We start from the raw sequence: 24301 nt of genomic DNA, 5'->3' as shown, positions 1-24301 counted from the left end.
ATGGAATATAGGAAAATCCCCTGTAATCGCAAGGCCGTGTTTCACCGCTCCTTAAGCGGGGCGCCGCTAGCCAGTCTCCATCGAAGCGATGGGGTGTAAGATGTACCTGAAGAAAGTTCCCGGCCCGCGCGCCGTCACCCTGCCGGGCGGGCAGGTCATCACGCGCGCCGACCTGCCCGACCCGGATACCCGGCGCTGGGTCGCCAGCCGCAAGGCGGCCGTCGTGCGCGCCGTCGCAGGCGGCCTGATCAGCGCCGAGGAGGCCTGCGAGATGTACGAACTGAGCGAGGAGGAGTTTCTGGGCTGGGTCCGTGCCGTAGCGTCGCATGGGGAAAGCGCGCTGAAAACGACACGGTTGCAGCGATATCGACAACTTTAGGTTGTATGGAGGTGCGGCTGCGTTAATGTTCCCTAAGGCTAACCCGCCATTAACCCATTCGGGGCCATAGTCCGGCAGGTGCAGCGACAAACCGGAGAACACAATGCGTATATTGCTGGTCGAGGACGATCCCGCGACTTCCCGCAGCATCGAATTGATGCTGACCCATGCCAACCTGAATGTCTATTGCACCAATCTGGGGGAGGAAGGGATCGACCTGGCCAAGCTCTATGACTACGACCTGATCCTGCTGGATCTGAACCTGCCCGACATGCACGGGCATGAGGTGCTGCGCCAATTGCGCATGGCGCGGGTGGACACGCCCATCCTGATCCTGTCGGGCGCCGACGATACCGAGAACAAGATCAAGGGCTTCGGCTTCGGCGCCGACGATTACCTGACCAAGCCCTTCCACCGCGAAGAACTTGTCGCGCGGATCCATGCGATCATCCGCCGGTCGAAGGGGCATGCGCAATCGGTCATCCGCACCGGCAAGGTGACGGTCAACCTGGACGCCAAGACGGTCGAGGCAGTGGGATCGGCCGTGCATCTGACCGGCAAGGAATACCAGATGCTTGAGCTGCTGAGCCTGCGCAAGGGCACGACACTGACGAAAGAGATGTTCCTCAACCACCTTTACGGCGGCATGGACGAACCGGAACTGAAGATCATCGACGTGTTCATCTGCAAGTTGCGCAAGAAGCTGAGCGTGGCCACCGGTGGCGACAATTATATCGAAACCGTCTGGGGCCGCGGATACGTGCTGCGCGACCCCGAGGCGGTGCCGGCCGCCGCCGCCATCGCCAGGGCGGGCTGAGCGGTCTGGAAACGGCGGCGGACAGGCCCTATTGCTGACGCATCGTCGTGCGACGGAGGATGCGGTGGCCGGACGGACCGGGACGAAAGGTGCAGGGGCAACGGGCGGCACGGCTGGCGGCGGGACGGACGGCGATCCGTCCCCGCAGGACGCGGCGGCCGAAATCGCGCGGCTGGGAACGCTGATCGCGCGGGCCAACGCCGCGTATTACGCCGATGACGCGCCGATCCTGGACGATGCGGCCTATGACGCGGCGCGCCGCCGGCTGGTCGCGTTGCAGGCGCGGTTCCCCGACCTGGCGCTGCCCGACGATCCGACCGCGCAGGTGGGCGCGCCGGCATCGGAGAAGTTCGCCAAGCATCGCCATGCCATGCGGATGCTGTCGCTGGCCAACGTCTTCGACGCGGCGGAGGTGGCGGAGTTCGACCGTTCCGTCCGTGCCTATCTGGGCCTTGGGACGGGCGCGCCGCTGGAATACGTGGCCGAGCCGAAGATCGACGGCCTGTCGCTGTCGCTGCGCTATGAGGACGGCGCGCTGACGGTGGCCGCGACGCGGGGCGACGGAACGGTGGGCGAGGACGTGACCGCCAACGCGCGCACCATCGCCGACATTCCGCAGCGTGTGACCGGCGCGCCCGCGATCCTCGAGGTGCGGGGCGAGGTCTATATGAGCCATGCCGATTTCGCCGCGCTGAACGCCCAGCAGCAGCAGGCGGGCGCGCGGCCCTTCGCCAATCCGCGCAACGCCGCCGCCGGATCGCTGCGCCAGCTCGACCCGGCGGTGACGGCGGGCCGGCCGCTGCGTTTCTTCGCCTATGCCTGGGGCGCGCTGTCGGAGCCGCTGGCCGATACGCAGTTGGGCGCGGTAGGGCGGCTGGCCGGGATGGGGTTCGCCGTCAACGACCTGATGCGCCTCTGCGCCGGGCCGGACGAGATGCTGGCGCAGTATCGCCGCATCGAGGAACAGCGTGCGACGCTGGGCTATGACATCGACGGCGTGGTCTACAAGGTGAACGATCTGGCGTTGCAGGACAGGCTGGGCCTGCGGTCCACCACGCCGCGCTGGGCGGTCGCGCACAAGTTCCCGGCCGAGCTGGCCTGGACGCGGCTGGAACGGATCGACATTCGCGTGGGCCGCACCGGGGCGCTGTCGCCGGTGGCGCGGCTGTCGCCGGTCACGGTGGGCGGCGTCGTCGTCTCGAGCGCCACGCTGCACAATGAGGATTACATCGCGGGGCGCGATTCCAACGGCGCGCCCATCCGCGGCGGCCAGGACATCCGCGAAGGGGACTGGGTCGAGGTTTATCGCGCGGGGGATGTCATTCCAAAGATCCGCGATCTGGATCCCGCACGCCGCCCGACCGATGCCGTGCCTTTCGCGTTTCCGACGGTCTGTCCCGAATGCGGATCGTCGGCGATCCGCGAAGCGGGCGACTCGGTGCGGCGCTGCACCGGCGGGCTGATCTGCCCCGCGCAGGCGGTCGAGAAGCTGCGCCATTTCGTCGGCCGGGCGGCGTTCGACATCGAGGGGCTGGGCGCCAAGCTGGTGGACGAGCTTTACCGCGACGGCTGGATCGCCGAGCCTGCCGACATCTTCACCCTGCGCGCGCGGCATGGCGTCGAAGGGCTGGCCGGGCGCGAAGGCTGGGGCGAGCGCAGTGCCGAGAACCTTCTGGCGGCCATCGACGCGCGGCGGGTCATCGCGCTGGACCGGATGATCTTCGCGCTGGGCATCCGCCATGTGGGCGAGGTCGCCGCCGCCGATCTGGCGCGGCATTACGGCAGTTGGAACGCCTTCACGCGGGCGATGGACCTTCTGCGCGACGCGGCATTGGCCCATGCAGCGGCCGACGAGGCGGAAAGCGCCGAGCGGGCCCAAGCGGCCGCAGAAGGCCGTCGCGCGGCCCCGAAACAGGCGCGCGATGCGGTCTGGCAGGCGGCGAATCTGAACGACGGGACCAGGGCCGCCTGGGACGATCTGACCGGCATCGACGGCGTGGGCAGCAGCGTGGCCACGTCGCTGGCGACCGCCTTCGCGCAGACTGCCGAGCGCGCGTCGATCGAACGGCTGGCGGCACAACTGACGATCGAGGCGCCCGCGCCGGTCGTGCGGACCGACAGCGCCGTGGCCGGGCTGACCGTAGTGTTCACCGGCACGCTGGAGGGCATGACCCGTGCCGAGGCCAAGGCGCGGGCCGAGGCGCTGGGCGCGAAGGTATCGGGCAGCGTGTCGGGCAAGACGGACATCCTCGTCGCCGGGCCGGGCGCGGGATCGAAGGCCGACAAGGCGGCGGCCCTGGGCGTGCGGGTGCTGGACGAGGCCGGCTGGCGCGCCCTGATCGACGCGCGATGAGCCGTCCCGAAATCCTGTTCCCGCTGTTCGCGGATGTGCGGAAGCTGGGCGGGATCGGGCCGAAGTCGGCCGAGGCGCTGAAGGCCCTGCGGATCGAGCGGCCGCGCGACCTGCTGATGACGCTGCCGCAGGGCGGCATCGACCGCCGCCGCGTCGCCACGATCCGCGACATCGTGCCGCCCGCCGTCGCCACGGTCGAGGTCGTCGTTGGACGGCACATGGCCGCCGCGTCTCCCGGCCGCCCCAGCCGGGTCGAGGTCACGGATGCGGCCACGGTGTTTCAACTGGTGTTCTTCCATGCGCGCGGCGACTGGCTGGACCGGACGCTGCCCAGCGGCCAGCGGCGCGTCGTGTCGGGGAAGGTCGAGATTTTCGACGGCATCGCGCAGATGGTCCATCCCGACCACATCCTGCGCCCCGACGAGGCGGATGCGATCCCGCCTTTCGAACCTGTCTATCCGTTGACCGCGGGCGTGACGCAGCGGCTGATGGCGCGGGCGGCGGCGGACAGTCTGGGGCGGCTGCCCGACCTGCCCGAATGGATCGAGCCCGGCCTGCTGCGGCGCGAAGGCTGGCCGGACTGGCGCGCGGCGATGCAGGCCGCGCATGCGCCGACGGATGCCGCCGATCTGTCGCCCGAGGCCCCGGCGCGGGCGCGGCTGGCCTATGACGAAATCCTCGCCCATCAACTGACGCTGGCCCTGGCGCGGGCCAACCGCGCGGCGCGGCCGGGCATCGCATCGGTGCCGACGGGCCAGTTGCAGCGGCGGGTCCGCGGCGCGCTGCCCTATGCGCCGACGCTGGCGCAGGAACGCTCCATCGCCGAGATCGCGACCGACATGGCATCTCCGCACCGGATGAACCGGCTGCTTCAGGGCGATGTCGGGTCGGGCAAGACGCTGGTGGCGTTCATGGCGTTGTTGGTCGCGGTCGAGGCGGGCGGACAGGGCGTGCTGATGGCGCCCACCGAAATCCTGGCCCGCCAGCACCTGCAATCGCTGCGCCCGCTGGCCGAGGCCGCGGGCGTGGTGCTGGAATGTCTGACGGGGCGCGACAAGGGGGCGGAACGCGCGGCGCGGCTGGCCGCGCTGGTGCGGGGCGATATCCAGATCCTCGTGGGCACGCATGCCGTGTTCCAGGCCGATGTGGCCTTTGCCGATCTGCGGCTGGCGATCATCGACGAACAGCACCGCTTCGGCGTCGGCCAGCGGCTGGAACTGGGCGGCAAGGGCGATGCGACGGACGTGCTGGTGATGACGGCGACGCCGATCCCGCGATCGCTGGCGCTGGCGCAATACGGCGACATGGAGATCAGCCTGCTGGACGAAAAGCCGCCCGGCCGGACGCCCGTGACGACGGCGCTGATGCGCACCGACCGTCTGGACGAGGTGATCGCCCGGCTGCGGGCGGCGCTGGCGGACGGGCGGCAGGCCTATTGGGTCTGTCCGCTGGTGGGGGAAAGCGAAACCAGCGACCTGATCGCCGCCGAGGAACGGTTCGCCCGGCTGCGCGCGGCCCTCGGCGACGATGCGGTGGGACTGGTGCACGGACAGATGCCGCCCGCCGAGAAGGATGCGGCGATGGCGCGGTTCGTGGCCGGGCGCACCGGCGTTCTGGTCGCCACCACGGTGATCGAGGTGGGCGTCAACGTGCCCAATGCGTCGATCATGGTGATCGAGCGGGCCGAGACGTTCGGCCTGGCGCAATTGCACCAGCTTCGCGGCCGTGTCGGGCGGGGCAGCGCGGCATCGACCTGCCTTCTGCTTTACCGCGCGCCCCTGAGCGAAGGCGGCAGGCGGCGGCTGGAGACCCTGCGCCAGACCGAGGACGGGTTCCGCATCGCCGAAGAGGATCTGGCGATGCGCGGCGCTGGCGATCTGATCGGCCATGCGCAGTCGGGTCTGCCGCGGTTCCGCATCGCCGATCTGGAGCGGCAGGCGGGGCTGATGGCGATGGCCCGCGACGATGCGCGGCTGCTGCTGGCCACCAACCCGGCGCTGGAAGGTCCGCGCGGGCAGGCGGCGCGCGTGCTGCTGTGGCTGATGGAGCAGGACAAGGCGATCCGCCTGATCCGCGTCGGATAAACGGCTAATGTTCTCCTAAAGTTCTTGATTAAGGTTTCTTAGCGTGCGAACAAAGGGGCAACACGAAGCGGAGGTTGCCCCATGATAGACGAAATCTGCGAAATCGTTGCGACATCGGAGGATTTGGCAGCGGACTGCGCCGGGGTCGTGGCGCTGGTGACGCTGTTGGTCGCGGGACTTTACCTGCCGGTCGTCTTCTAGGTCTGCCTGCATCCCGACGGCCCGCATCTGCCTGTCCCAACACGTGATGCACCTGTCCCCGGCCTGTCCGGGATGCCACTTGCGCCGCCATCCCCCCGGATGGCGGCGTTTTTTCAGGCGCGCAAAGCCTCGGCCGCCTGAAACGACGCATCGGCCGCCGCTTCCAGCGCCAGCAGGATCGACGCATGCCGGTTGCGATAGTCGCGGGCGGGGCGCAGCACTTCCAGCCCTTCGAAGGGGGCGTCGGGAACCGGGCCGCCGGCCTTCAGCATCGCCGTCAACTGGTCGCGCGCCGTGGCCAGTTGGGCGGGGGTGCGACCGATCACCACGCGGCCCAGGACGGAGGCCGCGGCCTGACCCAGCGCGCAGGCCTTCACGTCCTGCGCGAAACGGCTGACGCGGCCATCCGTCACGTCCAGATCCACCGTGACGGTCGATCCGCAAAGCGGCGAGCGGCGCTTGACGCTGGCCTGCGGGCCGTCCAGCCGCCCGGTCAACGGAATGTCGGCGGCCAGTTCCAGGATGCGCCCCGAATAAAGCTGAATCATGTCGCTGTCGGCCATCGCTTTTCCTTTCGTCTGCGCGCCTCTATCTAGGCGCGGTCCCGCCCCGAGAAAAGGATGCGCCATGACGTTCGATCCCGCCGCCTTGCGTTTCGGTGCGAACGGGCTGCTGCCCGCCATCGCGCAGGACGCGACCACGGGCGAGGTTCTGATGCTGGCCTGGATGAACGCCGACGCCGTGGCGCGGACGCTGGAGACGGGGCGCGTGACCTATTGGTCGCGGTCGCGGCAGGCATTCTGGGTCAAGGGCGAGACCAGCGGAAACCTGCAACATCTGGTCGAGATGCGGCTGGATTGCGACCGTGACGCGCTGCTGGTGCTGGTGCGGCAGGACGGCCCAGCCTGCCATACCGGTCGGCGGTCGTGCTTCTACACCGCGATCCGCGACGCGGAGGAGGTCGAAATCATGCAGCCCGAGGCGTGATGCCGACCATGCGGCGGATGTCGTCGGGCGTCGCCCCGTCGGCGCGGTAAAGCGCCAGCGGGAGCGCATCGTCGCGCTTGGCCAGACGCCGGCCGTCCGCATCGCGGATCAGGCGGTGGTGGTGATAGACGGGCGTGGGCAGGTCCAGAAGGCGTTGCAGGATCACGTGGATCTTCGTCGCATCGGACAGATCGCCGCCGCGGGTGACATGGGTGATGCCCTGCGCCGCGTCGTCCAGCACCACCGACAGGTGATAGGACGTGCCCATGTCGCGGCGTGCCAGAACGATGTCGCCGATTTCCGCGATGGCATCGGATGCGGTGAAGGTCGTGCGGCGGATGCGGTCGCCGCCCGTCTCGACAAAGGCGAGATCCGGCATTGCCTCGATGGCCCGCCGCAGATCCAGCCGCAGGGCGGCGTCGTCGGGCATCGGTCCGATACGGTCGGCCTGGCGGCAGGTGCCGGGATAGACGATGCCGTCTGGACCGACCGGCGGCGTGCCCTGCGGGGCCGACGCGGCCTCGACGATGTCGCGCCGCTTGCACGTGCAGGGATAGAGCAGCCCGCGATCCCAAAGGTTGTGCAGAACCTGGCGATAGGCGTCCAGGCGGTCCGACTGGCGCAGCACCGGCGGCGTCCAGTCGAGGCCGAGCCAGCGCAGGTCGTCCATCAGCGCCGCCTCCCATTCGGGGCGGCAGCGGCTGCGGTCGATATCCTCGATCCGCAGATGGAACGTGCCGCCGAGATCGCGCGCCAGATCGTGCGCCACGAATGCGGCATAGGCATGGCCCAGATGCAGCGGGCCGGTGGGGGACGGGGCGAACCGGGTGGCGGGGCGCATCAGGCGGGAACCGTCGCAGCCTCCAGCCACGTCGTCCAGTCGGCCTTGGCGCGGTCGGTATAGGCCTTGTAGCGCGCCGGCCGGTTGCGGCGGCCGCCTTTCAGATCGACCGGCGGAAAGAGGCCGAAATTGACGTTCATCGGCTGAAAGGTCTTCGCATCCGCGCCGCCGGTGATGTGATGAACCAGCGCGCCGGTCGCGGTGGTGCGCGGAACGGACGGCAAGGCGTGTCCGCGCAGATCGGCAGCGGCCAACCGGCCCGCGAGCAGCCCCATCGCGGCGGATTCGACATACCCCTCGACCCCGGTGATCTGTCCGGCAAAGCGGATACTGGGCTGCGAGCGCAGGCGCAGGTTCTCGTCCAGCAGCGTGGGCGAATTGAGGAAGGTGTTGCGGTGAATGCCGCCCAGCCGGGCGAAGCGTGCGTTCTGCAAGCCGGGAATCATCCGCAGAACATCGGCTTGCGCGCCATACTTCATCTTGGTCTGAAAGCCGACGATATTGTAGAGCGTGCCCAGCGCATTGTCGCGGCGCAACTGCACCACGGCATGCGGTTTGACATCGGGCGCATGGGGGTCGGTCAGACCCACGGGCTTCATCGGGCCGTGACGCAGGGTTTCGCGGCCGCGTTCGGCCATCACCTCGATCGGCAGGCAGCCGTCGAAATAGTCCGCCGTCTCGCCCTCGTGGAACTCGGTCGTGTCGGCGGCCAGAAGCGCGTCGATGAACGCCTCGTAGGTGTCGCGGTCGAGCGGGCAGTTGATATAGGCCGTGCGCTCGGCCTCGGTCGCGCCCTTGTCATAGCGCGACTGCATCCAAGCGCGGTCCATGTCGATGCTGTCGAAATGCACGATGGGGGCGATGGCGTCGAAGAAGGCCAGCGCATCGGCCCCCGTCTGCGCCCGGATTGCGTCGGCCAGCGCGCCAGAGGTCAGCGGGCCGGTGGCGACGATCCAATGGCCGGAATTCGGAAGCGATTCGATTTCAGTGGTTTGCACGGTGATGTTGCGATGGGACTTCAACCGCTCGGTCACGGCTGCGGCGAAGGGATCGCGGTCGACGGCCAGCGCGCCGCCGGCGGGCAGGCGGTGCCGGTCGGCCATCGCCATGATCAGCCCGTTCGCGGCGCGCATTTCCCAATGCAGCAGACCCACGGCATTCTGTTCGTCGTCGTCGGACCGGAAGGAGTTGGAGCAGACCATTTCCGCCAGCGATCCGGTGCGATGGGCGAAAGTGCCGACATGCGGGCGCATTTCATGGATGGTGACGGGAATCCCGGCCTCGGCCGCCTGCCAGGCGGCTTCGGACCCGGCCATGCCGCCGCCGACGATGTTGAGCGTTTCCATGCCGCCTAGATAGGCCCGCGCCGGTCCGAAGGAAAGGCGTCAGGGCCGCAGCGCGAACCGCCCCGGCCCATGCGCGGCCAGCAGAAGAAAGCCGCCGGCGATGGACCAGTTCTTGACGAAGATGGTCATTTGCCACGGATCGTCGGGCAGGAAGTGAAAGAGGCTGGTGAAGATGCAGTAGATGGCGGCGGTCAGCGCAAGCGGTCGGGTCAGGAACCCGGCGGCCAGCGAAAGCCCCACCGCGCCGTCATAGAGCGCGGCGGGCCAGACCAGCAGGGCCGGCATCCCGCGATCCGCCAGCAACTGCATGACCGGCGCGGGATCCGCTACCTTTTGCAGCGCGCCCAGGATCAGCAGCAGGGCCAGCAGCAGCCGACCCGCCAAGGCGGCGGCGTCAGTCAGCGCCAGTCTCGGGGCCAGTTTCGGGGGCAATGTCGTCGGCGGCGTCGCCCTGATCGGCGATGCGCGCGACGCTGACCACTTCCTCGCCCGCGCCGGTATTGAACACGCGCACGCCCCCCGCGATACGCGACCGGAACGAGATGCCATCGACCGGCACCCGGATCGACTGGCCGCGCGAGGTGGCCAGCATCACCTGATCGTCCATCTCGACCGGGAAGGACGCGACCAGCGGGCCGCCCCGCATGGCGCGGTCCATCGCCGAAACGCCCTGGCCGCCGCGTCCGCGCACCGGATAATCGTGGCTGGAACTGAGCTTGCCCGCCCCCTGCGCGGTGATGGTCAGGATCAGATCCTCGGCCGCGGACATTTCGGCATAGCGGTCTTGGGTGAAATCGCGCGCCTCGCCGGCGCGATCCTCCTCGTCGGTCTCGGCGCCTTCCATGTCGTCGGACAGCCCGGCCATCGCGCGGCGCATCTTGAGGTAGGTCTGGCGTTCTTCCGGCGTCGCCTCGAAATGGCGGATGACGGCCATCGACACGACGCGGTCGCCATCGGCCAGCCGGATGCCGCGCACGCCGGTGGATTTGCGGCCCTTGAAGACCCGCACGGCGGTGGTCGGAAAGCGGATGGCGCGGCCCAAAGCCGTGACCAGCATAACGTCGTCGTCCTCGGACGCGATGCGCGCATTCACCAGGCTGACGCCTTCGGGCAGTTCCATCGCGATCTTGCCGTTGCGCATGACGTTGGTGAAATCGCCCAGCGCATTGCGCCGCACATCGCCCGCCGAGGTGGCGAAGACGATCTGCAATTCGTCCCAATCCGCCTCGTCCCGGTCGACGGGCATGATCGCGGCGATGCTGGTGCCCGTGGGGATCGGCAGGATGTTGACGATGGCCTTGCCGCGCGCGGTGCGTCCGCCCAGCGGCAAGCGCCACGTCTTCAGCTTGTAGGCCATGCCGTCGGTGGTGAAGACCAGAAGCGGCGTGTGGGTGTTGGCGACGAACAGGGTGGTGACGACATCGTCGTCCTTGGTGGCCATCCCGCCCAGCCCCTTGCCGCCGCGCCGCTGCGAGCGGAATTCGGCCAGCGGCGTGCGCTTGATATAGCCCGACTGGGTGATCGTGACGACCATGTCCTCGCGCTCGATCAGATCCTCGTCGTCCATGTCGCCGGACCACTCGACAATCTCGGTCCGGCGGGGCACGGCGAACTGCTCGCGCACCTCGCGCAGCTCGTCGCCGATGATCGCCATGATCCGGTCGCGCGACCGCAGGATGTCGAGGTAGTCCTTGATCTTCGACGCCAGCGCTTCCAGCTCGTCCGTCACTTCCTTGACGCCGAGCTGGGTCAGCCGTTGCAGCCGCAGATCGAGGATGGCGCGGGCCTGAACCTCGGACAGGTTATAGGTGCCGTCGTCGTTCATCGTGTGGCTGGGATCGTCGATCAGGCGGATGTAATCCGCGATCTCGGCGGCGGGCCAGCGGCGTTCCATCAGGCGCTGGCGCGCCTCGGCCGCGTCGGCGGAGGACCGGATGGTCGCCACCACCTCGTCGATATTGGTGACGGCGACGGCATAGCCGCACAGCACATGGCTGCGTTCGCGGGCGCGGCGCAGATCGAAGGCGGTCCGGCGCGCGACGACATCCTCGCGGAAGGCGATGAAATGGGTCAGGAAGTCGCGCAACGTTAATTGTTCGGGGCGCCCGCCATGCAGGGCCAGCATGTTGCAGCCGAACGAGGTCTGCATCGCGGTAAAGCGGAACAACTGGTTCAGGACGACATCGGCGGTCGCGTCCTTCTTCAGCTCGACCACCACGCGCACGCCGACGCGGTCGGATTCGTCCTGCACCGCGCTGATGCCTTCCAGGCGCCGTTCCTTGGCCAGATCCGCGATGTGTTCGACCAGCCTGGCCTTGTTCACCTGATAGGGGATTTCGTCCAGCACGATGGCATAGCGGTCCTTGCGGATTTCCTCGATCCGGGTGCGGGCGCGGATGATGACGCTGCCGCGGCCTTCCAGATACGCCTTGCGCGCGCCGGACCGGCCCAGGATCAGCCCGCCGGTCGGAAAGTCGGGACCGGGCACGATGTCGAGCAGGCGTTCGGTCGAAAGGTCGGGGTCGTCGATCAGCGCCAGCGTCGCGTCGATCACCTCGCCTAGATTGTGCGGCGGGATGTTGGTGGCCATGCCGACGGCGATGCCGCCCGCGCCGTTGACCAGCATGTTGGGAAAGCGCGCGGGCAGGACCGTCGGTTCGCGGTCCTTGCCGTCGTAATTGTCCTGAAAATCGACGGTGTCCTTTTCGATGTCGGCCAGCAGGGATTGCGCCGGCCGGTCCATCCGCACTTCGGTATAGCGCATGGCGGCGGCATTATCGCCGTCCATCGACCCGAAATTGCCCTGGCCGTCCAGCAGCGGCAGCGACATGGAAAAGTCCTGCGCCATCCGCACCAGCGCCTCGTAAATGGCCGAGTCCCCGTGCGGGTGATACTTGCCCATCACGTCGCCGACGGGGCGGGCGGACTTGCGATAGGACTTGTCGTGCGTGTTGCCGGTTTCGTGCATCGCGTAAAGGATGCGGCGGTGAACGGGCTTCAGCCCGTCACGCAGATCGGGGATCGCGCGGCTGACGATGACCGACATCGCATAGTCGAGGAACGAGGTCCGCATCTCCTCGGAGATCGAGATGGTCGGCCCGTCATGGCGGGGCCGTTCGGGCATGTCGCCGGCGATGTCCTCGGGGGGTTCGGGCGTGTCGCTCAACGAACGGCCCTCCTGCTGGTTCGTAAGGGGATTGTCGTGTTCCTATATGCGCAGGCCCGGCCGGATTCGCAATGGCGCGAAGGGATCGCCGCGCCGCCGCTGCCTTTCGTCTTCATTGATTTTCAACCCGGATGCGGCAGGATGAATTCGGAGGAATATCTGGTCGGGAGACGTGCGATGACCGAGACCGAGATGATGCTGAAGGGATACGGCCTGACCACGGCCGAGATGTTCTATCGGATGCCCGATTACCGCCATGTCCTCAACACCTTCGTCTGGCAGGATTACGACGTGGCGCCGGATCACCCCAAGCTGTTCGGCTTCATCGAGTTCTGGCAGAAAGAGATCGAGGGGCCGCTGCATTCCGTGCGCTTCGTGCATCGCAAGATGATCGCGCCCGGCGAATGGCGCAACGTGCGCGGCGAATTCACGCTGCACTGACTGCCTAGCGCAGCACCACCTCGTCGCTGCGCACGAGGCCCAGAATGTCGCGCGCCTGCTCGTCCAGCAGGTCGAGGTCGAGGTAATCGTCCGACAGCCGCCGTGTGTTGTTGCGGAGCATGGCGATGTCGTCGCGCAGTTCGGCCAGTTCGGCGCGCAGGCGCGCGGCTTCGGTGTCGACCTCGACCCGGCGGAACAGGCCGTAATCGCCCTGCACACTGGCGAATGCGAAATAGAGCGCCAGCACGAAGCACAGGCCGAAATAGATCGCCAGGCCGACGGACGGAATCTTGCGGGACCGGAACATGGCGCGACTTTAGGCGCGGGCGTCGCCTTGTGCCATGCCGAAGCGGTCCTGGGGCGCGGATAGGGCGGCGAAAGGACGCCGGGTGTGATGGGCGTGCAACCGCTGGCGGAACGGCGCGGCAGGCGGTAGGCTGGCCGCATGATCGACCCGCTCGACCGTCTGGGCACGCACGAGGTGGCCAACCAGCCGCTGCCGATCAGGCATGCAAGCTGGGACGGCGACCCGGTGTTGCAGGACTGCACCGCGGAGGCCGACCGGGACGCGCTGCGCGGCTATGCCCGCTTGCTAGACGATCCTGCCTTGCGCGAAGCGGCCGTGCAGGCCGAACGCCACTCGCCCGAATTGCGGCTTTTCGACCGCGCGGGCCGGCGGCTGGACGAGGTGACGTTTCACCCCGCCTATCACGATCTGCTGCGCGCGGGGCTGGAGGCGGGCTATGCCGGCATCGCGTGGGAAGGGCGGCCGGGCGGGCATCTGACCCATGCGGCGATGGTCTATCTGGCCTCGCAGGTCGAGCCGGGGCATTGCTGTCCGATGACGATGACCTATGCAGCGGTGCCCGCGCTGGCCGCGGATCCGGCGCTGGCCGCCGAATGGGTGCCGAAACTGACCGCGCGCGCCTATGACCCGTCCATCGCGCCCCTGTCGCGGAAGGCGGGCGCGACGATGGGCATGGCGATGACCGAAAAGCAGGGCGGATCGGACCTGCGCGCCAACGATACGCGGGCGGTCCGGGGCGCGGATGGCTGGCGTCTGACTGGGCACAAGTGGTTCTGTTCGGCCCCGATGTCGGACGGGTTCCTGACGCTGGCGCAGGCGCCGGGCGGCCTGACCTGCTTTGTCGTGCCGCGCTGGACGGAGGAGGGGCGCAACGGCATCCGGCTGATGCGGCTGAAGGACAAGCTGGGCAACCGCGCCAATGCCAGCGCCGAGATCGAATATGCCGATGCGTTGGCCTTTCCCCTCGGCGAAGAAGGGCGCGGCATCGTGACGATCCTGTCGATGGTGCATCACACGCGGCTGGACACCGCGTTGGCGCCGGCGGGGCTGATGCGCGCGGCCCTGGCCGAGGCGCATCACTGGACCGCGCACCGCACCGCGTTCCAGCGCCGGCTGATCGACCAGCCGCTGATGCGTGCGGTGCTGGCGGATCTGACGCTGGACTGGGAGGGCGCGACGGCGCTGGGTCTGGCGGTCGCGCGCGCCTTCGACGATCCAGCGCAGCGCCCCTTCGCGCGCATCGCCGTCGCGCTGGCCAAGTTCGCCAACAACAAGCGCTGCATCCGCGTCGTGTCCGAGGCGATGGAGGTGCTGGGCGGCATGGGATACGTCGCCGATACGCCCATGCCGATGCTCTACCGCGAGGCGCCGCTGAACGGGATTTGGGAAGGGTCGGGGAACGTCATCTGCCTCGACATCCTGCGGACGCTGGCACGGGATGACGCGGCGGGCGCTGCGCTGGCCGCGCGTCTGGACGGCGCGCGCGGTGCCGATGCGCATTACGACGCGGCCCTGGCCGCGCACCGTGCCCGCTGGCCCCATGCCGCCCCCGAGGCCGAGGCACGCTGGTTCGCCGAAAGCCTGTCGGACCTGCTGACCGCCGCGATTTTGCTGGACGGATCGCCGGTGGCGGGCCGGTTCTGCGCCGCGCGCTTTGGCCCGCGCGGCAGCGTCGCGGGGTCGCTGCCCGAAAGCGACGTGGCGGCGGTGCTGGAACGGTTAGGGCCGGCCGGCTGATCCGCCACCGGCCCCGCGCGTCAGATCACCACGACATCGAGCGGCGGAAAGCCGTTGAAGCCGACCGACGAATAGCTGGACGTATAGGCGCCGCAGTTGCGGATCAGCACCCGGTCGCCGGCGCGCAGCGTCACCGGCAGCGCCACGGGACGCTTTTCATACAGGACATCGACCGAATCGCAGGACGGTCCGGCCAGGATGCAGGGGCCGGTTTCGTCGCCGTCGCGGTCGGTGACAAGCTGATAGCGGATCGCCTCGTCCATGGTTTCGGCCAGGCCCGAAAACTTGCCGATGTCCAGATAGACCCAGCGGTGCATGTCGTCGTGGCTCTTGCGGCTGACCAGCAGCACCTCGGCCGCGATCATGCCGGCATCGGCGACCATGCCGCGCCCCGGCTCGGCCATGATGCGGGGCACGTCGCCGAAACGCCGCGCGATCTGGTCCATGACAGACGCCGCATAAAGGGTGGGGTGCTGCACTTCTTCACCGTAAAAGGCCGGGAACCCGCCGCCGATGTTCAGAAGCGTCAGGTCGAACCCCGCTGCACGCGCGTCCCGCCACACGTCGGCAACCCGGTCCAGCGTTCCGGCCCACATCGACGCATGACGCGTCTGCGATCCGACATGGAACGAGAAGCCCACCGGATCGAGGCTCAGATCGCGGGCCAGCGCCAGCAGTTCCAGTGCCTTGTCGGGTGCGCAGCCGAACTTGCGCGACAGCGGCCAATCGGCTTCGGTCGCGCCGACGATCAGGCGGATATAGACCTGCGCGCCGGGGGCGTTGGTGGCGATCTTCTCCAGCTCCTCCTCGGCATCGGCGGCGAACAGCGTGATGCCCGCGCGATGCGCGAAGGCGATGTCGGACGCGCGCTTGACCGTGTTGCCGAAGCTGATGGCGGACGGATCGGCGCCCTGGCGCAGGCAAAGCTCGATCTCGCCGCGCGAGGCGGCGTCGAAATGGCAGCCCAGACGGACCAGCGTGCCGATGATCCGGGGTTCGGGGTTGGCCTTGACGGCATAGTGGATGTCGGCATGGCCCAGACCCGCGCGCAGGGCGGCGAAATTCCGCGCGACAATGTCGGTATCCAGAACCAGCGTCGGCCGGTCGAACGACGTGTCGGCGATGAACTGCTCGATGCGGGTGGCGCAAGGCTGGGCGATGCGCCCGACGAAATCGGTCACGTAGGCGGTCATGGTCATCTCCAATGGACCCGGCAGAATGCCGTCGAATTCAAGGGAAACGTTACCGTCGCTACGTGAGGCGGGGGTTGTTCCCCGCCCGACCAGAGGCGCGTGCGTTGGCGTCTGTTCGCGCCATATGGGGCGCGTGGGGGATTCTGTAAAGCCGGAAAAACGGGCGTCGGCGGATTTTTTGCGAAGGATGTTACGGAACGCCGCGACAGGTCGGTGACGATCCGGCAAACCCTTGACCAGGCAGCGGTATTCAGCGCGGAATGCGACCCGTTCGATCGGGCGTCAGCCAGTCGGGCCAGCCCCAGACCCGTTCCACGAGATAAAGTGCCGCGATGAAGGCCAGCAGTAGAAGCACCAGCCGCACATTCCGCGGCGCAGGCGGGTTTTGCGCCCAGCGACGCATCCGCAGCAGCCAGTGCGGCGTCATTCCGCGGCGGGGCCTTCGACGGGCGGGATCGCCTTGAGATAGGCGGTGATCGCGTCCACATCCTCGCGCGGCAATTGCGACAGCTTGTCGATGACGGCGACCATGTGGCCGCCCGCGCTGTCGTAATCGGGCGTGAGGCCGGTGGTCAGATACATGGCGATGTCGCCTTCGGACCAGTCCAGATGGCCGGGGTCGATCGCGGGAATCGTGCCCTTGCCCGACGGGTTAGGCGCGCCCGACAGCCAGCGGGACGTGTCAAGACCGCCCAGCGGCCCGCGCGGCGTGTGGCATTCGCCGCAATGGGCCATCGCCTCGACCAGATAGCGGCCGCGTTGCAATTGCGGCGTGGAATCCGTGTCGGTGACGAAATCCGCGTCGAGATTCAGCAGCTTCCAGCCGCCCAGCACGCGGCGGATGTTGAAGGGAAACCCGACCTCGTGCGGCAGGCTGGCGACGTCGGATGGCGGCAGGGTGCGGATATAGGCCGCGATGTCCGCAAGGTCGGCCGGATCGGCCTTGGCATAGGACGTATAGGGGAAGGCGGGGTAATAGTGCCGTCCGCCCGGCGAGACGCCGCGCGCCATCGCATTGACCATCTGCGCCTCGGTCCAGCCGCCAGTGCCTTGTGGCGAGGGCGAGATGTTGGGCGCGATGAACGTGCCGAACTGGGTGACGAAGCGCTGGCCGCCGGACAGGACGGGCGGGCCTTCGGATCGGTCGTCGGGGGCCACATGGCACGACGCGCAGCCGGCGGCGAGGAACGCGTATTCGCCGGCCACCGGATCCCCCGCCAGTCCCGCCGTAACGTCGGCGGGCAGCGGACGGGGCGCGGTGATCGCCCAGCCCGCCGCCGCCCCGACAGCGACCAGCCCGACAGCGGCGGCGATGAGACCCCGGCGCATCGGCTCAGTCGTTCGGGACGCGATAGGTTTCGTGGCAGGCGCCGCAGGCCTTGCCGACCGCCCCGAGCGCGGGGGCCAGCGCCGCCTGGCCGTCGCCTGCGACAGCGGCCATCTGTTCCGCCGCGGCGGCGAGGTCCATGCGCAGATCCTCGAACCTTTCGCGCTCGCTGAAAAGGACGGGAAGGGCGCGCGATTCCTCCAGATCTTCGGACGACGTGCCGTCCGGCCAATAGCCCGTTTCGTCCATCCCGGCCAAAGCCTGAAGGCGCGCGGCGGCGATGGCGGCCTGATCCGCGTCATACGGGATCTCGCCCTTGGCCATCGCGCCGATCTGGCCGAGGTTATAGGCGTAAAGCTGCATGTGGTTGTGCCGCGCCACCACGTTGGGGTCCCTGTCCGGTCCGTTCTGGGCGACGGCAAGGCCAGCGGCCGCGATCAGCGCCAGTCCAGTGGCGAGGGTGGGAAAGGTCAGACGCATCGGGTTTCTCCGGCTGGGGCTACGATACCGAGGCTAGCGCGTCATCGGCTGCGGACAAAGCCCCGATTCATCCGGTGAAGCGAACCTTGCCGATGAAGGGCAGGTTGCGGTTGCGCTGGGCATAGTCGATGCCATAGCCCACGACGAATTCGTCAGGAATCTCGAAGCCGGTCCATGTGGCGCGGATATCGATCTCGCGGCGCGAGGGCTTGTCGAGCAGCGCGATGGTTTCCAGCCGCGCGGGGTCGCGGGACCGCAGCAGGTTCACCACCGCATGCAGGGTGAATCCGGTATCGACGATATCCTCGACCACCAGCACGTCGCGGCCCGCGATCTCGCCGCGCAGATCCTTGAGGATGCGCACCTCGCGGCTGCTTTCCATACCGTCGCCATAGCTGCTGGCCTCGAGGAAATCGACCTCGACGGGCAGATCGAGCTCGCGCACCAGATCGGCGATGAAGACGAAGGACCCGCGCAGCAGGCCGACGACGACCAGCTTCGACGTGCCGGCGAACGCCGTCTCGATCTCGCCGGCCAGGGCCTCGATGCGGGCGGCGATGGCCTTGGCCGAGATCATCTCGTCTATCGCATAAGGCGGTGTGGTCATGCCGTCCCCTTGATCTCGACGGCATTTGTGGCGACATGGCCCCCGTCACAGCCGGGGAAAGATATGCCGTCCCATCACGAAACCCGCAAGCTGCCCTATAGCGCGAAACAGATGTACGATCTGGTGGCGGACGTGGAAAGCTATCCCAAATTCCTGCCCTGGACGGCCGCCGCGCGGATCCGGTCGCGCGATCCGCGTCCCGACGGGCCGGGCGAAATCGTGGTCGCGGACCTGATCATCAGCTTCAAGGTGTTCCGCGAACGCTTCGGCAGCCGCGTCACGCTGCGCCCCGACGACATGGCCATCGACACCGAATATCTGGAAGGACCGTTCCGCCACATGGTGTCCAAATGGCAATTCCGCGAGGCCGAGAAGGGCTGCGAAGTGGTCTTCGACGTGGATTTCGAGTTTCGCAGCCGCATCCTGGGTTCGGCGGCGTCGATGTTCTTCAACGACGCGATGCAACGGATCGTGCGCGCGTTCGAACGGCGCGCGGCGGTCCTTTACGGATGAATACGGGATCGCCCACCGATGCGCTGATCGACTTCGCGCTGGCCCCCGTGCGGCATCGTCCCGCCCGCAACATGCTGCGGCTCAGCCTGCACGACTGGGCCGCCTGCGGCATGGCCGGCCGGTCCGAGCCGGTGGCCCGCGCGCTGCGCGGCAAGGCGCTGGACGAAGGCGGCGCGGAACGGGCGACGCTGCTGGGCGGGGGGCGCGTGCCGGCGCCGGGCGCGGCGCTGGTCAACGGGGCCACGTCCCACGCGCTCGATTACGACGACACGCATTTCGCGCATGTGGGCCATCCGTCCGTCGCGGTGATCCCCGCCGCGCTGGCCGTGGCCGAACGGACGGGCGCCACGCTGGACGCCCTGCGCGACGCGGCGCTGATCGGGGCCGAGGCGTCGGTTCGCATCGGCGTCTGGCTGGGGCGCGACCATTACCTGCGCGGCTTTCATCAGACCGGCACGGCAGGCGCCTTCGGGGCGGCGCTGGCCGCCGGGCGGCTGCTGGGGCTTGACGCGGCCGGGATGCGGACCGCCCTGGGGCTGGCATCGACGCGCACCGGCGGGCTGAAATCGCAGTTCGGAACGATGGGCAAGCCGCTGAACGCGGGCCTTGCCGCCGAGACGGGCGTTCAGGCCGCGCTTTGGGCGCAGGCCGGGCTGACCAGCGCCCAGGACGGTCTGGCCGGGCCGCAGGGATTTGGCGCCACCCATCACGGCGCGGGCGACGGCGCCGCGATGGAGGGTCTGGGGCAAACCTGGCTTTTCGAGCGGATCAGCCACAAGTTCCACGCCTGCTGCCACGGCCTGCACGCGATGCTGGAGGCGCTGGCCACGCTCGACGTTCCGGCGGCGGATGTCGCGTCGGTCGAGGTGCGGACCAACCCGCGCTGGCTGGACGTGTGCGACATCGCGCATCCCCGGACGGGGCTGGAATGCAAGTTCAGCTATGGGATCACGGCGGCGATGGCGCTGACGGGCCGCGATACCGGCGCCATCGCCACGTTCTCGGACGACGCCGCTGGGGATGCGGGGCTGATCGCGCTGGCGGGCAGGGTGCGGGCGGTCGCGGATGCCGGCCTGTCCGATATGCAGGCCGAAGTTACCGTCACGCGTGCATCGGGCGAGGTTCTGCGCGCCCGGCACGACCTGGCCGCCCCCATGGCGATGGACGACCGGCAGGCGCGGCTGCGGCGCAAGGCCGTGTCGCTGGTGGGGCCGGACACCGAGGCGGCGCTATGGAATGCGCCCGACCTTGCCGCGCTGGTCGCCGTCCTGGGTCAACGCGCCGAGCAATAGCGCCAGCGCGTGCTGCACCGTTTCATGCCGCACGGCCGACCGGCCCGGCGCGCCGAATTCGACCGTCTCGACATGGCTGGCCAGCCCCGCCAAGGCGAAACAGACGCGGCCCTCGGGCTTGTATTCCGATCCGCCCGGTCCCGCTATGCCGGTGACGGCGACGGCCAGCGCGGCCTGCGAACGATCCAGCGCCCCCTGCGCCATCTCGTGCGCGACCGCCTCGCTGACCGCACCGTGCGTGTCCAGCGTTTCCCGACGCACGCCCAGCATCCGCATCTTGGCGGCGTTGGAATAGGTGACGAAGCCGCAATCGAACACGTCGCTGGCGCCCGCCGGATCGGTTAGCGTGGCGGCGATCATGCCCGCCGTGCAGGATTCGGCGGTGGCGATCATCGCGCGCCGCGTCCGGGCGGCCGCCAGGATTTCGGGGACGCTCATGCCATCAGCACGCCATGCGCGATCCCGGCCAGCACGACGACGCAGATCGCCGCCAGCAGCCCCGCGACGACATCGTCCAGCATCACGCCGGCCGCGTCGTGCCGCCTGTCGGCCCAGCCGACCGGCCCCGGCTTCCAGATATCGAACAGCCGGAACAGCGCGAAGGCCGCGATCCAGCCGGGCCAGAGCGCCAGAATGTCCGCGCCCATCCGCGCCGCGCCGAAGGACAGCGGCAGAAGGGCGACCCACTGGCCCACCACCTCGTCCACCACGATCTCGCCCGGGTCCTCGGCGCCGGTGCGCGCCGTCTCGCGCAGGGTCGCCCAGTAGCCCAGCGCAAAGAGCGCCAGCGCGGCCGCGATCAGCAGCCACGGGCCGCCCGCGACATGCAGCGCCCAGGCCACGGGCAGCGCGGCCAGCGATCCCCAGGTGCCGGGGCCGGGCCGCAGCAGGCCGACATAGGCGAAGGTGGCGATGAAACGGGTCATGCCGCACCCCCGATCAGTGTGACGCTGGCCAGCGCCGCGATGCCTTCGCCCCGTCCGGTAAAGCCCAGCCGTTCGGATGTGGTGGCCTTGACGCTGACGCGCCCCAGCTCGACCTCGCACAGCGCGGCGAGCGTTTTGCGCATCGCGTCGGCATGCGGCCCGATCTTGGGCCGCTCGCAGATCAGCGTGACATCGGCGTTGCCGAGGCGATAGCCCCGCGAACGCGCCAATCCGGCGGCATGGCGCAGGAAGATGTCGGATGCCGCCCCCTTCCATTGCGGATCGCTGGGCGGAAAATGCCGGCCGATATCGCCCTCGGCCAGCGCGCCATAGATGGCGTCGGTCAGCGCGTGCATCCCCACATCGGCATCCGAATGGCCCAGAAGCGCGCGGTCGTGCGGGATGCGGACGCCGCAAAGCGTCACGCCGTCGCCGTCGGTGAAGGCATGCACGTCGAAACCGTTGCCGCTGCGGATATCCATGATGCGCTCCATGATGCGGGCGGCCCGCGCGAAATCGCCCGCGCCGGTGATCTTCAGATTGTCCTCATCGCCCTCGACGATGGCAACGTCCAGCCCCGCGGCGCGCGCGACCTCGACATCGTCGGCGGCACCGCCCGGATGCGCGGCATGCGCGGCACGGATGGCGGCATAGCGGAACCCCTGCGGCGTCTGCGCGCGGTAAAGCCCGGCGCGGTCCCGCGTGCCCGTCACATGGCCGTCGGCGCCGTGCCACAGCGCGTCCGTCACCGGCAGGGCAGGGGCCGCGGCGGGGCAGGCGGCCAGCGCATCGGCGACGCGCCCGATCAGATCGCGCGTCACGAGCGGACGCGCGACATCGTGGATCAGCACACGATCGGGCGGATCGTCGGCCAGCGCATCGAGGCCCGCTGCCACGCTGCCGGCCCGGTCGGCCCCGCCCATTGCGACGCGGATGCGGGGATCGCCGCGCCACCGTGCGACATGCGCCACGTCCTGCGGATGCACGACCAGCACGATCCGCCCGACGCCCGGATGGCCGAGGAAGGCGGCGACGGTCCAGTCGGCGACGGGGCGCCCCAGCAAGGACCGCCATTGTTTGGGCAGGCCGCCGCCCGCGCGCGTCCCGCGCCCCGCGGCGACGATGATCGCCGCCGTTCCGCCGCTGCCCGCCATCGCCGCCCCCTTTGCCCGTTTGTCGCCGCCTGCGGCGCAGGGTATGGAGGGCGGCGATCCTTCAGGCAACAGGCCCCGCCGTTGAAACCGTCCCGACCCGTCCCCGATGCCGACGACCGCGCCGCCGCGCTGCGGGCGCTGGGCATCGACATGCCCGTGCTTCTGGCCCCGATGGCCGGCATCACCGACCTGCCGTTCCGCAATATCGTCGCCGGGTTCGGCGCGGGCCTCGTCACCAGCGAGATGGTGGCCAGCGACGCGCTGAACGGCGGCAGCGCCGCGACGATCGCCAAGGTCAGCGGCGCGGGACGGCAGGACACATCGGTCCAGATCGCCGGCCGCCAGCCGGCTGAAATGACCGAGGCGGCGCGCCGCGTCGCGGATGCCGGCGCGCGCATCGTCGACATCAACATGGGCTGTCCCGCCAAGCGGGTGACGGGCGGGCTGTCCGGCTCGGCGCTGATGCGCGATCCCGACCACGCCTTGCGCCTGATCGACGCCGTGGCGCGCGCCGTCGCGGTTCCCGTCACGCTGAAGATGCGGCTGGGCTGGGACGGCGATTGCCTGACCGCCCCGCAGATCGCCCGCCGGGCCGAGGCTGCGGGCATCCGCATGGTGACCGTCCACGGGCGGACCCGCTGCCAGTTCTACAAGGGCCGCGCCGATTGGACCGCGATTCGCGCCGTGGCGGACGCGGTGACGATCCCGGTCGTGGCGAACGGCGACATTTGCGACGCGGCGGACGCGCGCGCCGCCCTGGCGGCCTCGGGCGCGCAGGCGGTGATGGTCGGGCGCGGCGCGCAGGGACGGCCCTGGGCGCTGGCCGAAATCGGCGCCGCGCTGGCGGGCGCGGACACGCCGCCGGTGCCGGCGGACCTGACGGCCTTGGCGCTGGCGCATCTCGATGCCGCGCGATCCTTCTACGGGGCCGATCTGGGCGCGCGCACGATGCGCAAGCATCTGGGCTGGTACATGGACCATGCGGGCACCCCGCCCGATCTGCGCCGCGCCGTGCTGACCGCGCCGCCCGCGCGCCTGCCGGCGCTGCTGGACGCGGCCCTCGCGCCCGGACGGCTGGCGGCATGACGGGTGATGCCGATACGCTTTGGTCCGCGCTGCCGGTGCCGTGTCTGCTGATCGACGCGGCGGACCGCGTGGCCGACATCAACCCGGCGGCCGAGGCTTTCCTCAACGCTTCGGCCCGCACGCTTCGGGGCAGGCCGCTGGAAGGCGCGCTGCGGGCCGACACGGCGCTGGACGGGGCCTGCGACAGGTTACGCCGCCGTGGCGTTCCGGTCTTCGTCGGTTCGGTCGCGCTGGATGTGGCGGGCGGCGCGCAGGTCTGCAACCTGCATCTGGCGCCGATGGCCGGCGAAGTCCTGCTGCTGGTCCATCCCCGCCCCGAGGGCGAGCGGCTGGCGCGCGGCGGCACGGCGCGGTCTTCGGCCCGCGCCGCCATCGGCATGGCCGAGATGCTGGCCCACGAGATCAAGAATCCGCTGGCGGGCATCACCGGCGCGGCGCAGCTTCTCAGCATGGACCTGGACGCGCAGGGGCGTGCGCTGACCGACCTCATCGTGGCCGAATCGCGGCGTGTCGTGGCGCTGCTGGATCAGGTCGAACAGTTCGGCAACCTGACGCTGCCCGAGTGTCGCGCCGTGAACATCCACGACCTGCTGGACCGCGCGCGCCGCAGCGCCGTGGTGGGGTTCGCAGCGCATATGCGGCTGATCGACCGCTACGATCCGTCGCTGCCGCCGGCCTGGGTCGATCCCGACCGGATGATGCAGGTGCTGCTGAACCTGATCCGAAACGCCGCCGAGGCGGCCGGCCCGCAGGGCGGCACCGTCACGCTGCGCACCGCCTGGGACGGCGCGTTGCGGCTGCGCCGCGCGGACGGGACAGACGCCGCGCTGCCGATCCGGGTCGAGATTGCGGATGACGGTCCCGGCCTGCCGCCCGACCTGATCGACACCGCCTTCGATCCCTTCGTTTCGGGGCGCGAGAACGGCACCGGGCTGGGACTGGCGCTGGTCGACCGGATCGTGTCCGATCACGGCGGGCTGGTCTCGGTCCAATCTCGGCCCGGATGCACGGCCTTCCGCCTGTCGCTGCCGCAGGCCGCCGCTTTCTCGTCAGAGGATTGACGC

General features: G+C 69.2%; 25 protein-coding genes. 11 read left to right on the top strand and 14 right to left on the bottom strand.

Annotated features, from left to right (window positions below):
* The first annotated feature begins 100 nt into the window (after positions 1-100).
* The 4 genes from sciP (at position 101) to recG (ending at position 5633) form a co-directional block, all read left to right on the top strand.
* Positions 101-379 carry a CtrA inhibitor SciP gene (gene sciP, locus OCGS_RS11880; protein WP_007427490.1) on the top strand — a complete coding sequence of 93 codons (279 nt, stop codon included), beginning with the start codon at positions 101-103 and terminating at the stop codon, positions 377-379.
* 103 nt (positions 380-482) lie between these two features.
* Positions 483-1196 (top strand): response regulator transcription factor CtrA, encoded by a 714-nt coding sequence (gene ctrA, locus OCGS_RS11875; protein WP_007427489.1) that lies wholly within the window; start codon positions 483-485, stop codon positions 1194-1196.
* Between the two features lie 64 nt (positions 1197-1260).
* A complete protein-coding gene (gene ligA, locus OCGS_RS11870) occupies positions 1261-3549 on the top strand; it encodes an NAD-dependent DNA ligase LigA (protein ID WP_156801045.1) in 2289 nt (762 codons plus the stop codon).
* On the top strand, positions 3546-5633 hold the full coding sequence (gene recG, locus OCGS_RS11865) for an ATP-dependent DNA helicase RecG (RefSeq protein ID WP_007427487.1): 2088 nt from the start codon (positions 3546-3548) through the stop codon (positions 5631-5633). Before ligA ends, recG begins: the two co-directional genes overlap by 4 nt.
* A 314-nt stretch (positions 5634-5947) precedes the next feature.
* Here the strand turns inward: recG and OCGS_RS11860 are convergent, their stop codons facing one another.
* A complete protein-coding gene (locus tag OCGS_RS11860; protein ID WP_007427486.1) occupies positions 5948-6397 on the bottom strand; it encodes an iron-sulfur cluster assembly scaffold protein in 450 nt (149 codons plus the stop codon).
* A gap of 64 nt (positions 6398-6461) precedes the next feature.
* Here OCGS_RS11860 and hisI point away from each other — a divergent pair, with 64 nt between their 5' ends.
* Positions 6462-6821 (top strand): phosphoribosyl-AMP cyclohydrolase, encoded by a 360-nt coding sequence (hisI, locus tag OCGS_RS11855; protein ID WP_007427485.1) that lies wholly within the window; start codon positions 6462-6464, stop codon positions 6819-6821.
* Here hisI and gluQRS read toward each other — a convergent pair.
* Genes gluQRS through gyrA form a run of 4 tightly spaced genes read right to left on the bottom strand, consistent with a single transcriptional unit; the run spans position 6802 to position 12174 of the window.
* On the bottom strand, positions 6802-7662 hold the full coding sequence (gene gluQRS / locus OCGS_RS11850; protein WP_007427484.1) for a tRNA glutamyl-Q(34) synthetase GluQRS: 861 nt from the start codon (positions 7660-7662) through the stop codon (positions 6802-6804). The two genes, hisI and gluQRS, sit on opposite strands and share 20 nt — an antisense overlap.
* Positions 7662-9008, bottom strand: coding sequence for a methylenetetrahydrofolate--tRNA-(uracil(54)-C(5))-methyltransferase (FADH(2)-oxidizing) TrmFO (gene trmFO / locus OCGS_RS11845; protein ID WP_007427483.1), 1347 nt, complete (start codon positions 9006-9008; stop codon positions 7662-7664). Before trmFO ends, gluQRS begins: the two co-directional genes overlap by 1 nt.
* 39 nt (positions 9009-9047) lie before the next feature.
* Positions 9048-9392 carry a DoxX family protein gene (locus OCGS_RS11840; RefSeq protein WP_007427482.1) on the bottom strand — a complete coding sequence of 115 codons (345 nt, stop codon included), beginning with the start codon at positions 9390-9392 and terminating at the stop codon, positions 9048-9050.
* A gap of 10 nt (positions 9393-9402) precedes the next feature.
* Positions 9403-12174, bottom strand: a complete 2772-nt coding sequence (gene gyrA / locus OCGS_RS11835) for a DNA gyrase subunit A (RefSeq protein WP_007427481.1) — start codon at positions 12172-12174, stop codon at positions 9403-9405.
* Between the two features lie 141 nt (positions 12175-12315).
* On the opposite strand from gyrA, the gene OCGS_RS11830 reads away from it, so the two are divergent.
* Positions 12316-12615 carry an usg protein gene (locus OCGS_RS11830; protein WP_052026185.1) on the top strand — a complete coding sequence of 100 codons (300 nt, stop codon included), beginning with the start codon at positions 12316-12318 and terminating at the stop codon, positions 12613-12615.
* A gap of 4 nt (positions 12616-12619) precedes the next feature.
* On the opposite strand, the gene OCGS_RS11825 is transcribed toward OCGS_RS11830, so the two are convergent.
* The gene (locus OCGS_RS11825; RefSeq protein ID WP_007427479.1) at positions 12620-12922 is read right to left on the bottom strand and encodes an FtsB family cell division protein; all 303 of its coding nucleotides are present in this window, start codon (positions 12920-12922) and stop codon (positions 12620-12622) included.
* Between the two features lie 138 nt (positions 12923-13060).
* Between OCGS_RS11825 and OCGS_RS11820 the strand changes: the two genes are divergently transcribed.
* Positions 13061-14659, top strand: a complete 1599-nt coding sequence (locus OCGS_RS11820) for an acyl-CoA dehydrogenase family protein (protein WP_007427478.1) — start codon at positions 13061-13063, stop codon at positions 14657-14659.
* A gap of 20 nt (positions 14660-14679) precedes the next feature.
* Here the strand turns inward: OCGS_RS11820 and OCGS_RS11815 are convergent, their stop codons facing one another.
* The 5 genes from OCGS_RS11815 to hpt form a co-directional block, all read right to left on the bottom strand.
* Complete coding sequence (locus OCGS_RS11815) at positions 14680-15852, bottom strand: type III PLP-dependent enzyme (RefSeq protein ID WP_040611001.1); 1173 nt, start codon at positions 15850-15852, stop codon at positions 14680-14682.
* Positions 15853-16102: 250 nt separating this feature from the next.
* Entirely contained in the window at positions 16103-16279 is a 177-nt protein-coding gene (locus tag OCGS_RS15325; RefSeq protein WP_007427476.1) for a hypothetical protein, read from the bottom strand.
* Positions 16276-17181 (bottom strand): cytochrome c, encoded by a 906-nt coding sequence (locus tag OCGS_RS11810; protein ID WP_007427475.1) that lies wholly within the window; start codon positions 17179-17181, stop codon positions 16276-16278. The genes OCGS_RS15325 and OCGS_RS11810 overlap by 4 nt, the downstream gene beginning before the upstream one ends.
* A 4-nt stretch (positions 17182-17185) precedes the next feature.
* Entirely contained in the window at positions 17186-17659 is a 474-nt protein-coding gene (locus OCGS_RS11805; RefSeq protein ID WP_007427474.1) for a c-type cytochrome, read from the bottom strand.
* Between the two features lie 67 nt (positions 17660-17726).
* Positions 17727-18266, bottom strand: coding sequence for a hypoxanthine phosphoribosyltransferase (gene hpt / locus OCGS_RS11800; RefSeq protein WP_007427473.1), 540 nt, complete (start codon positions 18264-18266; stop codon positions 17727-17729).
* Positions 18267-18329: 63 nt separating this feature from the next.
* Between hpt and OCGS_RS11795 the strand changes: the two genes are divergently transcribed.
* Both OCGS_RS11795 and OCGS_RS11790 read left to right on the top strand, forming a co-directional pair.
* The gene (locus tag OCGS_RS11795; RefSeq protein WP_007427472.1) at positions 18330-18779 is read left to right on the top strand and encodes a type II toxin-antitoxin system RatA family toxin; all 450 of its coding nucleotides are present in this window, start codon (positions 18330-18332) and stop codon (positions 18777-18779) included.
* A complete protein-coding gene (locus OCGS_RS11790; RefSeq protein ID WP_007427471.1) occupies positions 18776-20071 on the top strand; it encodes an MmgE/PrpD family protein in 1296 nt (431 codons plus the stop codon). Before OCGS_RS11795 ends, OCGS_RS11790 begins: the two co-directional genes overlap by 4 nt.
* On the opposite strand, the gene OCGS_RS11785 is transcribed toward OCGS_RS11790, so the two are convergent.
* The 3 genes from OCGS_RS11785 to OCGS_RS11775 are packed head-to-tail and all read right to left on the bottom strand — an operon-like array spanning position 20009 to position 22151.
* Positions 20009-20509: a CinA family protein gene (locus OCGS_RS11785; protein ID WP_040610972.1), complete on the bottom strand. Its 501-nt coding sequence runs from the start codon at positions 20507-20509 to the stop codon at positions 20009-20011. The genes OCGS_RS11790 and OCGS_RS11785 overlap by 63 nt on opposite strands.
* Positions 20506-20997: a phosphatidylglycerophosphatase A family protein gene (locus OCGS_RS11780; protein ID WP_007427470.1), complete on the bottom strand. Its 492-nt coding sequence runs from the start codon at positions 20995-20997 to the stop codon at positions 20506-20508. Before OCGS_RS11780 ends, OCGS_RS11785 begins: the two co-directional genes overlap by 4 nt.
* Entirely contained in the window at positions 20994-22151 is a 1158-nt protein-coding gene (locus tag OCGS_RS11775) for a bifunctional 2-C-methyl-D-erythritol 4-phosphate cytidylyltransferase/2-C-methyl-D-erythritol 2,4-cyclodiphosphate synthase (protein ID WP_007427469.1), read from the bottom strand. Before OCGS_RS11775 ends, OCGS_RS11780 begins: the two co-directional genes overlap by 4 nt.
* Before the next feature lie 81 nt (positions 22152-22232).
* Here OCGS_RS11775 and dusB point away from each other — a divergent pair, with 81 nt between their 5' ends.
* Together dusB and OCGS_RS11765 are read left to right on the top strand one after the other, a co-directional pair.
* Positions 22233-23237 (top strand): tRNA dihydrouridine synthase DusB, encoded by a 1005-nt coding sequence (gene dusB / locus OCGS_RS11770; protein WP_007427468.1) that lies wholly within the window; start codon positions 22233-22235, stop codon positions 23235-23237.
* Entirely contained in the window at positions 23234-24298 is a 1065-nt protein-coding gene (locus tag OCGS_RS11765; protein ID WP_007427467.1) for a two-component system sensor histidine kinase NtrB, read from the top strand. Before dusB ends, OCGS_RS11765 begins: the two co-directional genes overlap by 4 nt.
* Positions 24299-24301: the final 3 nt, after the last annotated feature.

It is taken from the genome of Oceaniovalibus guishaninsula JLT2003 (assembly GCF_000299575.1).
Classification (GTDB): domain Bacteria; phylum Pseudomonadota; class Alphaproteobacteria; order Rhodobacterales; family Rhodobacteraceae; genus Palleronia; species Palleronia guishaninsula.
The sequence above is the reverse complement of the archived record's forward strand: the minus strand, read 5'-3'. Positions and strand labels throughout refer to the sequence as shown.